The sequence below is a fragment of the Luteimicrobium xylanilyticum genome (genome assembly GCF_009429125.1).
Classification (GTDB): Bacteria; Actinomycetota; Actinomycetes; order Actinomycetales; family Cellulomonadaceae; genus Luteimicrobium; species Luteimicrobium xylanilyticum.
This window is the reverse complement of the sequence record NZ_CP045529.1, coordinates 1,663,546-1,677,091: the sequence shown is the minus strand read 5'-3', so window position 1 is coordinate 1,677,091 and position 13,546 is coordinate 1,663,546. Positions and strand designations below refer to the sequence as shown.

The following is a 13,546-nucleotide window of genomic DNA, read 5'->3' as shown; positions in this document are numbered from 1 at the left end:
GGGCAGTGAGCGCACGCCGGACCCGACGGACCCGACAGGACCAACGATCCTCCGAGCCACCCACACCGGGGCACGACGAGGGAACGGAGCCGGGCGGGCGTCGTCGGCGCGGGGCCCGAGGCACGCCCGCGCTCCCCGCAGGGCTGCCGACCGGCCCGGTCCCGACGACGACGGGCGTCGTCGAGCTCGAGCCCGACCCGGACCGCAACGCGGTCACCGTGCTGGTGAACGGCGCCCCGAGCTCCTACGTCGACCTGGACGACCCCGGGCTGCTGACGTTCGAGTACATGCAGGAGATGGCCGCCGTCGTCGAGACGCTCCCGGCCGGGCCGCTGCGCGTCGTGCACCTCGGCGCGGCAGGCTGCTCGCTCGCCCGCTGGGTCGAGCACGAGCGCCCCGGCTCCGAGCAGGTCGCGGTCGACCTCGACGCGCGTCTGCTGGAGCTCGTGCGGACGTGGTTCGCGCTCCCCCGCGCCCCGCGCCTGCGCCTGCGCCCGGGAGACGCCCGCGCGGTCCTCGGCACGCTCCGCGACGGCTGGGCCGACGTCGTCGTGCGCGACGTGTTCGCCCCGGACACCACGCCCGCCCACCTCACGACCGTCGAGTTCCTCGCCGACGTCTGGCGGGTGCTCCGGCCCGGCGGGCTCTACCTCGCCAACTGCGCCGACCGCCCCCCGCTGCCCCTGGCCCGGGCGGAGGCGGCGACCCTCGCGGCCGCGGGAGCGGACGACGTCGTCGTCGTGTCCGAGCCCGCGCTCCTGCGGGGGCGGCGGTACGGGAACCTCGTGCTCGCGGCGCGACGGCCCAGGGACGGCGGGGCCGCCGCCGGGGACGACACAGCCGTCCCCCTGGCCGACGACGCCGTGCTCGCCCGCCGACTGCGGTCGCTCCCGGTCCCCGCGCACGTCCTGGGCGGCGCGGAGCTCGCGTCGTTCCGGGCGGCCGCGCGTCCCACGCGCGACGACGCCGCGCCCTCTCCTGGAGGACGCGGCGTCGAGTGAGCCACCGCGGGGCGGCGGTCAGCGGTCCGTCAGAGCGGACGAACCTTCTCGGCCTGGGGGCCCTTGGGGCCCTGGGTGATCTCGAACTCGACTCGCTGCGCCTCGTCGAGCGAGCGGTAGCCCTGGGTCTCGATCGCCGAGTAGTGCACGAAGACGTCGGCACCTCCCCCGTCCTGGGCGATGAAGCCGAAGCCCTTCTCCGCGTTGAACCACTTCACAGAACCCTGCGCCATGCTGTTCCTCTGTCCTTCTGCCCGTCCGGGACCTCGGTGGCCGGACCTTGCGCCCGCCCTCGTGCCGCCGTGCCGAGCACGGCAACGCGGACAGTCTGGCACGAACCGGTCGAGGCGGCCACAGATCCGCCGGAGTGTCGCGACCCGGACGTCACCGCAGGTCAGCCCTCCACGGTCGCACCAGCGGGCGCCTCGTCAGTCGTCGGAACGCTGCGCGAGGAAGCGTTCGAACTCGGCGCCGAGCTCGTCGGCGGTCGGCAGCGGGGCGTCGTCGGCCAGCAGGCTCGTCGCCCCGAGCGACCGCGCGAACGCGTCGTACTGCTGCTCGAGACCACGGACGAGGGCACGCAGCTCGTCGGACTCCCCGACCTGGCGGGCCACCTCCTCGGCGGCCTCGCGCGCGGCCGGCTCGAGGTCCTCGCTCGCGAGCTCGAGGCCCGTCGCGCCCTGGAGCATGCGCAGTGCGTGCAAGGCCGCGGGCGGGTACGCCGTCTGCGCGGCGTAGTGCGGCACGTGCACCGCGTACCCGACGGCGTCGTGGCCGGCCTGGCCGAGCCGGTACTCGAGCAGGGCGGCAGCGCTCGCCGGTACCTCCGCCTTCCCGAACCACGACGGGTGCGACCCGACGAGCTCGCCGCGCGTCGCGTGCACCGTGAGCGTGCTGGGGCGCGTGTGCGGCACGGCCATCGGTACGCCGTGGACCGTGGCGACGAGCGAGACGCCGAGCTGCCGGACGACGTCCTGGACCGCCGCGACGAACCGCTCCCACTGCAGGTCGGGCTCCGGGCCGTGCAGGAGCAGGTAGCCCGTGCCCTCGGCGTCGCGCAGGTGGTCGATCGCGAGAGTCGGCTCGTCGTACGCGGTCCAGCGCGAGCTCTCGAACGTCATCGACGCGCGCTTGGACCGGTAGTCGAGGAGCTGGTCGACGTCGAACGTCACGAGCCGGCGCGGCTCGGAGCGCTCCAGCAGGTGCTCGCGCACCACCTCCCCGACGCCCCCCGCGTCGATGAACCCGTGCAGCACGTGCACGAGCACCGGTCCCGTCCCACGCTCGCCCGGAGCGCCGAGCAGCTCCGCGACGGCCTGCTCGTCGATCTCGTAGATGCCTCGGGGATCCAGCACGCGTCGTCCTCCAGCGTCGGTCGTCGCGGAAACGCGGACGTCTGCGCCCGTCTCCGCTCTCTCTCCGTCCCCAACACACGGAGGCCGCCGCCGCTTCCCGGGCCGACGACGCCCCCACGGTGCGCCATACTTGATGGCCGCCGCGCGCGACCGCACGGCGAGGAACGGAGGGCTCGTGCCGGACACGCCGCAGGACGCCGCACCCCGGACCGGCACACCGGCCCGACCCCAGGCAGGCGACCCCCTCGAAGCCGAGCTGGCGCGTGAGCAGGGGGTCGTCGACACGCTCTACGGACGGCTCGACGAGCTGCGCGAGGCGACCTGGGAGCGGCTGCGGGCCGTCCGCCGCGAAGGCCCGAGCGGGTCGCCGCAGAACCGGTCCGAGCGCGACGCGTTCGCGACGCTCTACGAGGACCGGGTCGCGCAGCTCCGCTCCGTGGAGGACCGGCTCGTGTTCGGACGGCTCGACCTGGCCGACGGCACCACGCGCTACGTGGGCCGCATCGGCCTGACGGACCCCGACCAGACGCCGCTGCTGACCGACTGGCGCGCCCCCGCGGCCCAGTCGTTCTACCGGGCCACGGCCGCCCACCCCGACGACGTCGCCCGACGCCGTCACCTCACGACCCGGCGCCGGCAGGTGCTGGGGATCGAGGACGACGTGCTCGACCTCGCGGCCACCGAGCAGCTCGGGCTGCGGGCGCTCGCGGGCGAGGGCGCACTCCTCGCGTCGCTGGGAGCGGGTCGCACCGCACGCATGCACGACATCGTCGCGACCATCCAGCGCGAGCAGGACGAGATCATCCGCGCCCCCCTCGCGGGCACGCTCGTGGTCCAGGGCGGCCCGGGCACGGGCAAGACGGCGGTCGCCCTGCACCGCACCGCCTACCTGCTGTACGCGCACCGCCGTCAGCTCGAGCGCACGGGCGTGCTCCTGGTGGGGCCGAGCCGGGCGTTCCTGCACTACATCGACCAGGTCCTGCCCTCGCTCGGCGAGACGGGCGTCGTCTCGACGACGATCGCGGACCTCCTCCCGGGGGTGACCGTGACGGCGACCGAGGACGCCGAGGTCGCGGAGATCAAGGGCCGGGCCGTCTGGTCCCGGATCCTCACGCGGGCCGTCCGGGCCCGCGAGCGCGTCCCCGCGCAGGACGTGCGGCTCGTCGTGGAGGGCCAGGAGCTCGTCCTGCGCCGGGGCGACGTGCGCGACGCGCTCGGCCGCGCCCGCCGCGCGCACCGGCCCCACAACGAGGCCCGCGCCGGGTTCGCCCGCGACGTGCTGGGTCGCATCGCCGCGCAGTACGCCGAGGCCCTGGGCGACCCCGAGGCGGACCGCGCCGAGCTCCTGGACGACCTGCGCCGCAGCCGCGACGTCAGGGTCGCGGTCAACCTCGCCTGGCTGCCCATCACGCCGGCCCGGCTCGTGGAGGACCTCTTCACCAAGCCGCACCGGCTCGCCGAGGCGGCACCCGAGCTCACGGCCGAGGACCGCGCGCGGCTCGCCCGTCCGGCCGGCTCCGGGTGGACCGCGTCCGACGTGCCCCTGCTCGACGAGGCGGCCGAGCTCCTCGGCGAGGACGACGCCCTCGACCGCGCCGAGGCCCGCGAGCGCGCCGAGCAGGCCGCGGCCGACCTCGAGTACGCCCGTCAGGTCCTCGAGTCGTCCGGCGCGGGCGGCGGCCTCGTCGACGCCGAGACCCTGGCCGGGCGGTTCGCCGACGGCGGCCCCGTCCTCACCACCGCCGAGCGCGCCGCCGCCGACCGCACCTGGGCGTACGGCCACGTCGTGGTCGACGAGGCCCAGGAGCTCACGCCGATGGCCTGGCGCGCGCTCGTGCGCCGCTGCCCCACCCGCTCGTTCACGGTCGTCGGGGACGTCGCGCAGACGACGGCGCTCGGCGGCGCGCGCTCGTGGGCCGCCGCCCTGCGGCCGCACTTCCGCGACGCGTGGTCGGTCTCCGAGCTCACCGTCAACTACCGCACGCCCGCGACCGTGGCGGACAGCGCGCTGCGGTTCGCCCGCGCCGCCCACCTGCCCGTCTCGCGGCTCAGCTCGGCGCGCGACGTCGACGACGCGCTCCGCCTCGTCCGGGTCGCCCGCACGGACGAGCTCGCCCCGGCCGCCGCGACGCACGCGGTCGAGCAGGTCGGGGAGGTCGTGCGCCCCGACGGGACGGGACGCGTCGCCGTCGTCGTGGAGCCGGGCCGCCGCCGCGCGGTCACCGACGCGCTCACAGCCGCGCTGGCGGGCGCCGTCGGGCCGGAGCGCGCGGGCGAGCTGCTGCAGGGTGGCGCCGACGCACGCGTCGTCGTGCTGACGCCCGTCGAGGTCAAGGGCCTCGAGTTCGACGCGGTGGTGGTGGTCGAGCCGGCGGAGATCGTCGGGGATGGCCGCTCGGGCGCGTCCGACCTGTACGTGTCGCTGACCCGGCCGACGCGACGGCTCGTCGCCGTCCACCACGCCGACCTGCCCGCGGGGCTCGTCGACGCCGGATGAGCACGCCCCCGCCGCGGCTCGGGCGCATCTGTCCGGCTGACGGAACTCGTTCGACACCAGGCGAGACGGCAGCGCACCATAGACGCGTGCTACGCGCCCTCCTCCTCGAGAACCTGCATCCCCACGCCCGCACGATCCTCGAAGCCTCCGGCTTCGAGGTCGAGACCCGGACCGGGGCCCTGGACGAGTCCGAGCTGATCGACGCCCTCGACGGCGTCCACCTGCTCGGCATCCGCTCCAAGACCAACGTCACCGCGAGGGTCCTCGAGTCGGCGCCGTCGCTCATCACCCTGGGCGCGTTCTGCATCGGGACGAACCAGATCGACCTGCGCACCGCCGCGGAGCGCGGTGTCGCGACGTTCAACGCCCCCTTCCAGAACACGCGCTCGGTCGTCGAGATCGCCCTGGCCGAGATCATCGCCCTGACCCGACGCCTCACCGACCGCAACGCGGAGATGCACGCAGGCGTGTGGAACAAGTCCGCCGAGGGCGCGCACGAGGTGCGCGGCCGCACGCTCGGCATCGTCGGCTACGGGAACATCGGGACCCAGCTCTCGGTCGTCGCCGAGAGCCTCGGGATGTCGGTCGCGTTCTACAACACGTCCGAGAAGCTCGCGCTCGGCAACGCCCGACGCATGGGCTCGCTCGAGGAGCTGCTCGAGGTCGCCGACGTCGTCACGCTCCACGTCGACGGCCGCAAGGGCAACGCCGGCCTGTTCGGCGCCGAGCAGTTCGCGCGAATGAAGCCGGGCGCCCTGTTCCTCAACCTCTCGCGCGGGTTCGTCATCGACACCGCGGCCCTGCGCGAGGCCATCCTCTCGGGTCACCTCGGCGGCGCGTCGATCGATGTGTTCCCCCAGGAGCCCAAGCGCAAGGGCGACGCCTTCGAGTCCGACCTGCGTGGCCTGCCCAACGTCATCCTGACGCCCCACATCGGCGGCTCGACCGAGGAGGCGCAGGAGGCCATCGGCACGTTCGTCGCGAACAAGCTGCGCGACTACGTCAGCACGGGCTCGACGACCCTGTCCGTCAACCTGCCGAACCTCGCGCTCGAGCAGACGACCGGTGTCGCCCGCATCGCACACCTGCACCGCAACACCCCGGGCGTCCTTGCCGCGGTCAACAACACGCTCGCGCAGCACGGCGTCAACATCGAGGGGCAGCTCCTCGCGACGCGCGGCGAGCTCGGCTACGTCGTCACCGACATCGGCTCGCCGCTGCCCGACGGCGTCACCGAGGCCCTGGCGGCGATGGACCAGACGGTCCGGCTGCGCGTGCTCGCCTGAGGCACCGCGACACGACGAGGGCCCCGGACCTTGCAGGTCCGGGGCCCTCGTCGTCCGATCGTCAGCCCGACTTGCGCCGGAACTCCCGGCGTGTGGGCCCCTGGGTCTCCGACCCGTGCACGGCCCCGTGGTCGCGCGCGCCCTCTGAGGTGTTCGTGTGCTGGGCCGCCTTCTTGCGGTCGAGTGCCTCGCGGAACTTGGCCTTGACCGCGTCGACGTCCTCGTCGGGCCGGTGTGCGGGGTCGCTCATGGTGCTCCTCCTGTGTCGGATCCTCCCAGCCTGCCGTGGTGCCGACGACGGCGCCACGGGAAAAGGCCGCTCGCTACGAACGCGCCGTCTCCGTCTCGGGCCTGCTCTCGACCTGTTCCGCACCGTCCTCGTCGGTCGCACCGCGGCGCTCCCGGTCGACGCGGAGCGACGTGATCGCCGCCTCGAAGTCCTCGAGGGAGTCGAAGCCCTGGTAGACGCTGGCGAACCGCAGGTACGCGACCTCGTCGAGCTCGCGCAGCGGCCCGAGGATGGCCAGGCCGATCTCGTACGCGTCGAGCTCGGCCGAACCCGAGCTGCGCAGCGTCTCCTCGACCCGCTGGGCGAGGATCGCCAGGTCGTCCTCCGAGACGGGCCGCCCCTGGCACGCCTTACGGACGCCGCCGACGATCTTGTCGCGACTGAACGGCTCCGTCGCGCCCGAGCGCTTCACGACCGACAGGCTCGCGGTCTCGATGGTCGTGAAGCGGCGCCCGCAGTGCGGGCACTGGCGCCTGCGCCGGATGGACTGCCCGTCGTCGGAGGTCCGCGAGTCGACGACGCGCGAGTCGGGGTGCCGACAGAAAGGGCAGTGCATGCGAGCTCCAGGTAGGCCGGGGACGCTGCTCAACCTAGGCGGCGCCGATGCCAGGCTGCAAGGAGCCGCGCGGGCACGAGAGGGACGGGGCAGGGAGCAGAACGGGGACGGTCGCCGAAACGACCGTCCCCGTCGGGACGCCCCCGTCCCCTGCGCGTACCGCGACTCGCCTCGCGGCACACGGACGTGCACGCCGGTCCGTGGACCGACACCTCTCTCCTGACCCCCCAGCCAGCAGGTGAGGCACGACTAACTTAGGCGAACCTAACCGTTCGGCGCAAGAGGGCGCGGCAACCTCACCCACCGGACCACGACGAGCCCTCAGCCCCGCTCGACCGGGAGGAGCAGGACGTCGCCCGCTCGCAGGCCGGCACCGTCGAGGCCGTTGAGCCGCTCGATCTCCTGCACCACGTCACGCAGGTCCTCCCGCGGGCTCGCCACCGTCCCGGCGAGACCCCACAGCGTCTCCCCGCGCTCGACCACGTGCCGCGTGACCTCGATGCCGCGTGACGGGGACCCGGCCTGGGCGGGCCCGGTCGCCACGAAGCCCGTCACGGCGAGCACGAACGCGGCCAGGGCGATCACCACGCGCCCACGTCGCGTGAGCCGCAGCCGTCCGGGCGCAGACACGGCACCGACACGCTCCGCCCGTCTCCGCGCCGGAGCCACCGCGGGGGTCCAACTGACCGTCGCACTCATGCTGCACCTCACTGCTCGTACCGACCGTGTCGCTCGTCCCGTCCGTCCGCACCGGGCTCGTCAGATCTTCGAACACCTGTACGTCGAACACCTGTACGAGTTGTAGCACGACGGTCCGACAGATGTCGAGACACGCTCGAACACATGTTTGAAACTGCACGTCAGGTGGCCTACGGTGGGGCACAGGGTCGGACGCGACGCGAGGCGGCCCCGGGTATGACGGGCAGCGCCCATCGGAGCTGCGCGTCGAGGCAGGGCGGACAGCGTGAACGAGGAGGACGGCATGGCCAGCACCACGGGCGCAACGCCCGGACCGGACAAGGCGGACGACGGGGCCCTCGCCACGGTGCGTTCCCTCGCGGAGACCCCCACCGGCCCGGACGGGCTGACCAAGCGTCAGCGCCTGGTCCTCGGCACCATCCGCGCGTCCGTCGAGGAGCGCGGCTACCCGCCGAGCATGCGGGAGATCGGCGAGGCCGTCGGGCTCACGAGCCCGTCGAGCGTCAAGCACCAGCTCACAGCGCTCGAGCGCAAGGGCTACCTGCGGCGCGACCCGAACCGTCCACGCGCGATCGAGGTCGTCCAGCCGGACGACTCGCGGGCCATCCCGCCCCTCACGCAGGACTCGGCGTTCGCGGTCGCCGACGTCACGGAGCTCCCGCAGACGCCCGCCTACGTGCCCGTCGTCGGGCGGATCGCAGCCGGTGGGCCGATCCTGGCCGAGCAGGTCGTCGAGGACGTCTTCCCGCTCCCCCGCCAGCTCGTGGGCGAGGGCGAGCTCTTCCTCCTGCGCGTCGTCGGCGACTCGATGGTGGACGCGGCGATCTGCGACGGCGACTGGGTGGTCGTGCGTCGGCAGAACGTCGCGGAGAACGGCGAGATCGTCGCCGCGATGATCGACGGCGAGGCGACGGTCAAGACCTTCAAGCGCGCCGACGGGCACGTGTGGCTCCTGCCCCACAACGTGGCGTACGCGCCGATCCCGGGCGACGAGTCACAGATCCTCGGGCGCGTCGTCAGCGTGCTCCGCAGCGTCTGACGCGCCTGGCGCCCCGCCCGCTCAGACGCCGAACTGCTGCGCCGCGGCCCGCAGCGCGTCGGCGGACGCGCGCAGACCGGCACGTTCCTCGTCGGACATCGGCGTGGGGATGGTCTCGCGCACCCCGGTACGGTCGACGACCGACGGGACCGACAAGCACACGTCGCTGATGCCGTCGTAGTCCTCGAGCAGCGAGCTCACCGGCAGCACGGTGTGCTGGTCGTCGAGGATCGCCTCCACGATGCGCGTCGCAGCGAGCGCGATCGCGTAGTTCGTGGCTCCCTTGCCGGCGATGATCTCGTACGCCGAGTGCACGACCTCGTGGTGCATCCGCTCGAGGTCCTGGTCCGTCAACGGGGAGAGGCCTCCCACACCGGGCCAGTCGCGCAGCGGGATGCCGCCGATCGTGGCGGAGCTCCACAGCGGGATCTCGGAGTCGCCGTGCTCGCCCGCGATGTACGCGTGGACGTTCTGGACCGCGACGCCCGCGCGCTCCGCGACGAGGAACCGCAGCCGCGACGAGTCGAGCACCGTCCCCGAACCGAAGAGCTGGTTGGCCGGGAGTCCCGAGAACCGCAGCGCGGCGTAGGTGACCACGTCGACCGGGTTCGTGACCATGAGGTAGATCGCGTTCGGCGCGACCTCGAGGAGCCCCGGCAGGATCCGCTTCATCAGGGTGATCGTGTCGCCGGCCAGGTCCATGCGCGTCTGGCCCGGCTTCTGCTTCGCCCCGGCCGTCACGACGACGACGTCCGAGCCCGCGCACACCGCGACGTCGTCCGAGCCCTCGACGTTGGCCTGCGGCATGAACTGGATGCCGTGCTGCAGGTCGAGGACCTCGGCGTCGACCTTCGCCTTGTTGATGTCGAGCAGCGCGACGTTCCGCGCAGCACCTCTCATGAGCATCGCGTACGCCGTCGTGGCTCCCACGGCGCCGGCCCCGACGATCGAGACCTTCGACGGCCGCCCCTCGGGCCGGGTGCCCGACGCCGCGGCGTTCTCGGGGTGTCCGCCGGTGATCCCTGGTGCTGCGCTCGGTGCCATCGTGCCGCCTCTCGATCCGGTGCCGCTCGGGTGTGCGGGTTCAGACTATGAGCGCAGGCGTTCGAGCGCAGCAGCAACGACCGCGGGGTCCTGCGTCGGCCAGAACGCGGGCATCGACCGCTGCAGGAAGGTGCCGTAGCGCGCCCGCGCGAGCCGGGAGTCGAGCACGGCGACGACGCCCCGGTCCGTGGTGGTGCGCACCAGTCGGCCGGCGCCCTGCGCCAGCAGGAGCGCGGCGTGCGTGGCCGAGACCTGCATGAACCCGTTGCCGCCCGCGGCGTCCACGGCCTCGGAGCGAGCAGAGCGGACCGGGTCGTCGGGTCTCGGGAACGGGATCCGGTCGATCACGACGAGCGACAGCGACCGCCCCGGCACGTCGACGCCCTGCCAGAGGGAGAGGGTCCCGAACAGGCACGTCTCCTCGTCGGCAGCGAACTCGCGGACCAGCGTCGGGAGCTGGTCGTCTCCCTGGCACAGGATCGGCACGTCGAGCCGGTCGCGCAGCGCGTCTGCGGCCTCCTCGGCCGCGCGCCGCGACGAGAAGAGCCCGAGCGTCCGGCCCCCCGCGGCACGGACCAGCCGCTCGAGCTCGGCGAGGTGGGCCTCGCTCGCCTGCCGACCGGGCGGGTCGAGGTGGCGCGCCACGTACAGGATCCCCTGCCGCCGGTAGTCGAACGGGCTGCCGACGTCGAGCCCGCGCCACACGACGTCGTCGGCGGCGAGGCCCAGCGAGCGGGCTGCCGGGTCGAACGAGCCACCCAGCTCGAGCGTCGCCGACGTGAACACGCCGGTGCGTTCGGCCAGGAGCCTGCTGCGGATCAGCCCCGCCACGCCGAGCGGCGCGGCATAGAGCGTCGAGACCGCCGGACCGGAGCCGAAGTCGCCCGCCCGCGCGCACCAGACCACGTCGTGCCCGTCGGGATCCGCCGCGAGCCGTTCCGCGACCTCGAAGACCGCGAGCACGGCGGCCTGCGCCATCTTGACGCCCGAGCCTGCCTCACCCTTGGCCTGAGGGTCAGGCTTGAGGGCCGACTGCAGCGTCCGCAGCGCGTCGCGGACTGCCGCGACGGCCAGCCTCGCGTCGTCGGGCAGGCCGTGCGGGTAGCGCTCGGCCGGGAGCTGAGCCACGAGGGCGCCGAACGTCTGGATCGCCGTGTCGAGGGCCTCCGTCGCCACGCCGCCGTGGCGGCGCGCGAGCCGTGCGGCGTGCTCGATCGCGGGCACCGACAGCTCGACGGTCGCGCTCGCGGTCACCCGGTCCGCAAGCTCGTGGGCCTCGTCGACGACGAGCACGTCGTGCTCGGGAAGCGCCCCGGGCGAGCCGGACGCCGCGACGCCGAGCATCGCGTGGTTCGTCACGACGACGTCGGCCTCGCGCGCGACCTGGCGCGCACGCTCGGGAAAGCACTCGGCGAGCAGGGGGCAACGCGCGCCGAGACACTCGAGCGCGGTCACGGACACCTGCCGCCAGGCGCGGTCGCTCACCCCGGGCACGAGCTCGTCGCGGTCCCCGGTCTCGCTCTCCTCGATCCACGCCCGTGCGGCCCGGACCTCGTCCGCGAGGGAACGGCCACCACGCCGGGTGCGCCCCGGGGCCGGCGGGCCGACGGTGGCGGCGCCTGCCGCAGGGGCGGGGTGGTCCGCCGCCCCGGCGGGCTCGAGGTCGAAGAGGGTCCCGCCCTCGTCCGCCGGGTAGCCGCCCTCGACCTTGTGGCGACACGCGTAGTTGTGCCAGCCCTTGAGCAGCGCGATGCGCGGCGGCCGCGGGAGGCGGGGCGCGAGCGCGTCCGCGACGAGCGGGAGGTCACGCGTGAGCACCTGGCGCTGCAGCGCGAGCGTCGCCGTCGAGACGACGACGCGCTCGTCGGTCGTGACGGCGTGCCGTACGGCGGGGACGAGATAGCCGAGCGACTTGCCGGTGCCCGTGCCCGCCTGGACGAGGAGGTGCTCCCCGGTCCGCACGGCCGCGGCGACGGCCTGCGCCATACGCTTCTGGCCCTCCCGGGGCGCCCCGCCCAGCGCGCCGACGGCGAGGTCGAGCAACGCGTCGATCTCCGGGTCGGTGGCCTCCGTGGGCACGGCCGACGGCGCCGGGCGGGTGGTCGGGCTGGGCGTCACGTCGGCAGGCACGGTCGGGGGCACCCGGCGAGTCTACGAGCGCCCACCGACCCCGACACCGGCGCGCCGGAGGCTGTGCACCGGCGCGGGCCGCCGACGCCCTGTGGTCGGCCGGACGCCGCTACTCGGCGGGCGTCGGGACGCCGGCCACGCCCGCGACGCTCGCGGCACGCAGCTCCGCCGCCAACGGCGCGTCGACCCGGGCGCGCAGCACCGTGCCGTCGGCCGTGTGCTCCTCGTGCTCGATCTGGCCGTCCGCGTGCACGCGGCTCACCAGGTCCCCGCGGCCGTAGGGCACGACGACGTCCACGTGCTCGCCCGGCTGCGGCAGCGCGGACGCGACCCGGTCGAGCAGGTGGTCGATCCCCTGCCCGGTGTGCGCGGACACCAGCACGGCGTCGGCCTCGCGGCGACGCACGCGTGCGACGACGTCGGGATCCGCGGCGTCCGCCTTGTTGAGCACCACGATCTCGGGCACGTCGAGCGCGCCCGGCACGTCGGCGAGGACCTCCCGCACCGCGGCGATCTGCCCCTCGGGGTCGGGGTGGCTCGCGTCGACCACGTGCAGCAGCAGGTCGGCGTCGCCGGCCTCCTCGAGGGTCGAGCGGAACGCCTCGACCAGCTGGTGCGGCAGGTGCCGCACGAACCCGACGGTGTCGGCGAGCGTGTACGCACGGCCGTCGGGCGTGCGTGCCCGGCGGACCGTCGGGTCGAGCGTCGCGAACAGCGCGTTCTCGACGAGCACGCCCGCGCCGGTGAGCGCGTTGAGCAGCGACGACTTGCCGGCGTTGGTGTAGCCGACGATCGCGACGGACGGGACGGCGTTACGCGTGCGCGACGCACGCTTGGCGACGCGCGCCGGCGCCATGGCCGCGATCTGGCGGCGCAGCTTCGCCATCCGGTTGCGGATGCGACGGCGGTCGAGCTCGATCTTCGTCTCACCAGGGCCGCGCGAGCCCATGCCGGCACCGGCCGAACCGACCTGTCCGCCGGCCTGCCGCGACATCGAGTCGCCCCAGCCGCGCAGGCGCGGGAGCAGGTACTCGAGCTGGGCGAGCTCGACCTGGGCCTTGCCCTCCTTGGACTTCGCGTGCTGGGCGAAGATGTCGAGGATCAGGGCCGTCCGGTCGATCACCTTGACCTTGACGATGTCCTCGAGCGCACGGCGCTGGGACGGGGCGAGCTCGCCGTCGACCACGACGGTGTCGGCGCCGGTCGCCTGGACGATCGCCGCGAGCTCGGCGGCCTTGCCCTGACCGAGGTAGGTGCCGGGGTCCGGGTTGTGGCGGCGCTGCAGGACGCCGTCGAGCACCTGGGAGCCCGCGGTCTCGGCGAGCGCCGCGAGCTCGCGCAACGACACCTCGGCGTCGGCGGCGTCACGGGAGTACAGGCCGACGAGGACGACACGCTCGAGCCGCAGGGAGCGGTACTCGACCTCGGTGACGTCCTCGAGCTCGGTCGACAGCCCGGCGACACGGCGGAGCGCGCTGCGCTCCTCGAGGTCGAGCTGCTCGCCGTCGGCGGCGGTGTGACGGGTCGTGCCCTCGTCGACGGCGGTGCCGGCACGGGCCAGGACCCGGGCGACGACGGCGCGCGCGGTGGCGTCCACGTCGTCGGGGCTGTTCGCCGGGGTGCTCTCAGGGGTGGTGGTCATGCAGTCCT

At 74.2% G+C, this 13,546-nt stretch carries 12 protein-coding genes; 4 read left to right on the top strand and 8 right to left on the bottom strand.

Features of this window, described 5'->3' with window-relative positions; translation table 11 throughout:
• The first annotated feature begins 5 nt into the window (after positions 1–5).
• Entirely contained in the window at positions 6–1,001 is a 996-nt protein-coding gene (locus tag KDY119_RS07380; RefSeq protein WP_227994558.1) for a spermidine synthase, read from the top strand.
• A 29-nt stretch (positions 1,002–1,030) separates the two neighbouring features.
• On the opposite strand, the gene KDY119_RS07375 is transcribed toward KDY119_RS07380, so the two are convergent.
• Together KDY119_RS07375 and KDY119_RS07370 are read right to left on the bottom strand one after the other, a co-directional pair.
• Positions 1,031–1,234, bottom strand: a complete 204-nt coding sequence (locus KDY119_RS07375) for a cold-shock protein (RefSeq protein ID WP_036951345.1) — start codon at positions 1,232–1,234, stop codon at positions 1,031–1,033.
• A 195-nt stretch (positions 1,235–1,429) separates the two neighbouring features.
• Positions 1,430–2,356, bottom strand: coding sequence for a PAC2 family protein (locus tag KDY119_RS07370; RefSeq protein WP_153022129.1), 927 nt, complete (start codon positions 2,354–2,356; stop codon positions 1,430–1,432).
• 256 nt (positions 2,357–2,612) lie between these two features.
• On the opposite strand from KDY119_RS07370, the gene KDY119_RS07365 reads away from it, so the two are divergent.
• Together KDY119_RS07365 and serA are read left to right on the top strand one after the other, a co-directional pair.
• Positions 2,613–4,853: a HelD family protein gene (locus KDY119_RS07365; protein ID WP_227994622.1), complete on the top strand. Its 2,241-nt coding sequence runs from the start codon at positions 2,613–2,615 to the stop codon at positions 4,851–4,853.
• 86 nt (positions 4,854–4,939) lie between these two features.
• Positions 4,940–6,139, top strand: coding sequence for a phosphoglycerate dehydrogenase (serA, locus tag KDY119_RS07360; protein ID WP_036951352.1), 1,200 nt, complete (start codon positions 4,940–4,942; stop codon positions 6,137–6,139).
• A 61-nt stretch (positions 6,140–6,200) separates the two neighbouring features.
• Here serA and KDY119_RS07355 read toward each other — a convergent pair whose 3' ends face one another.
• The 3 genes from KDY119_RS07355 to KDY119_RS07345 all read right to left on the bottom strand — a co-directional run bounded on the left by KDY119_RS07355 (position 6,201) and on the right by KDY119_RS07345 (position 7,572).
• Positions 6,201–6,389, bottom strand: coding sequence for a DUF5302 domain-containing protein (locus KDY119_RS07355; protein WP_036951355.1), 189 nt, complete (start codon positions 6,387–6,389; stop codon positions 6,201–6,203).
• 73 nt (positions 6,390–6,462) lie between these two features.
• Positions 6,463–6,984, bottom strand: a complete 522-nt coding sequence (nrdR, locus tag KDY119_RS07350) for a transcriptional regulator NrdR (RefSeq protein ID WP_036951357.1) — start codon at positions 6,982–6,984, stop codon at positions 6,463–6,465.
• A 321-nt stretch (positions 6,985–7,305) separates the two neighbouring features.
• Positions 7,306–7,572: a LysM peptidoglycan-binding domain-containing protein gene (locus tag KDY119_RS07345; protein ID WP_051136634.1), complete on the bottom strand. Its 267-nt coding sequence runs from the start codon at positions 7,570–7,572 to the stop codon at positions 7,306–7,308.
• Between the two features lie 394 nt (positions 7,573–7,966).
• Between KDY119_RS07345 and lexA the strand changes: the two genes are divergently transcribed.
• Positions 7,967–8,722, top strand: a complete 756-nt coding sequence (gene lexA / locus KDY119_RS07340) for a transcriptional repressor LexA (protein ID WP_051136752.1) — start codon at positions 7,967–7,969, stop codon at positions 8,720–8,722.
• A 21-nt stretch (positions 8,723–8,743) separates the two neighbouring features.
• Here lexA and KDY119_RS07335 read toward each other — a convergent pair whose 3' ends face one another.
• The 3 genes from KDY119_RS07335 to hflX form a co-directional block, all read right to left on the bottom strand.
• Positions 8,744–9,766 carry an L-lactate dehydrogenase gene (locus KDY119_RS07335; protein ID WP_083890914.1) on the bottom strand — a complete coding sequence of 341 codons (1,023 nt, stop codon included), beginning with the start codon at positions 9,764–9,766 and terminating at the stop codon, positions 8,744–8,746.
• Positions 9,767–9,811: 45 nt separating this feature from the next.
• Positions 9,812–11,908, bottom strand: coding sequence for an ATP-dependent DNA helicase (locus KDY119_RS07330; RefSeq protein WP_407657427.1), 2,097 nt, complete (start codon positions 11,906–11,908; stop codon positions 9,812–9,814).
• Between the two features lie 97 nt (positions 11,909–12,005).
• Complete coding sequence (hflX, locus tag KDY119_RS07325) at positions 12,006–13,538, bottom strand: GTPase HflX (protein WP_036952536.1); 1,533 nt, start codon at positions 13,536–13,538, stop codon at positions 12,006–12,008.
• Positions 13,539–13,546 lie beyond the last annotated feature (8 nt).

What these genes read in the sequence shown, in the direction of transcription:
- KDY119_RS07335 (WP_083890914.1), bottom strand. Translation starts at nt 9,766, where the DNA reads ATGGCACCGAGCGCAGCACCAGGGATCACCGGCGGACACCCCGAGAAC.
- lexA (WP_051136752.1), top strand. Translation starts at nt 7,967, where the DNA reads ATGGCCAGCACCACGGGCGCAACGCCCGGACCGGACAAGGCGGACGAC.
- hflX (WP_036952536.1), bottom strand. Translation starts at nt 13,538, where the DNA reads ATGACCACCACCCCTGAGAGCACCCCGGCGAACAGCCCCGACGACGTG.
- KDY119_RS07355 (WP_036951355.1), bottom strand. Translation starts at nt 6,389, where the DNA reads ATGAGCGACCCCGCACACCGGCCCGACGAGGACGTCGACGCGGTCAAG.
- nrdR (WP_036951357.1), bottom strand. Translation starts at nt 6,984, where the DNA reads ATGCACTGCCCTTTCTGTCGGCACCCCGACTCGCGCGTCGTCGACTCG.
- KDY119_RS07375 (WP_036951345.1), bottom strand. Translation starts at nt 1,234, where the DNA reads ATGGCGCAGGGTTCTGTGAAGTGGTTCAACGCGGAGAAGGGCTTCGGC.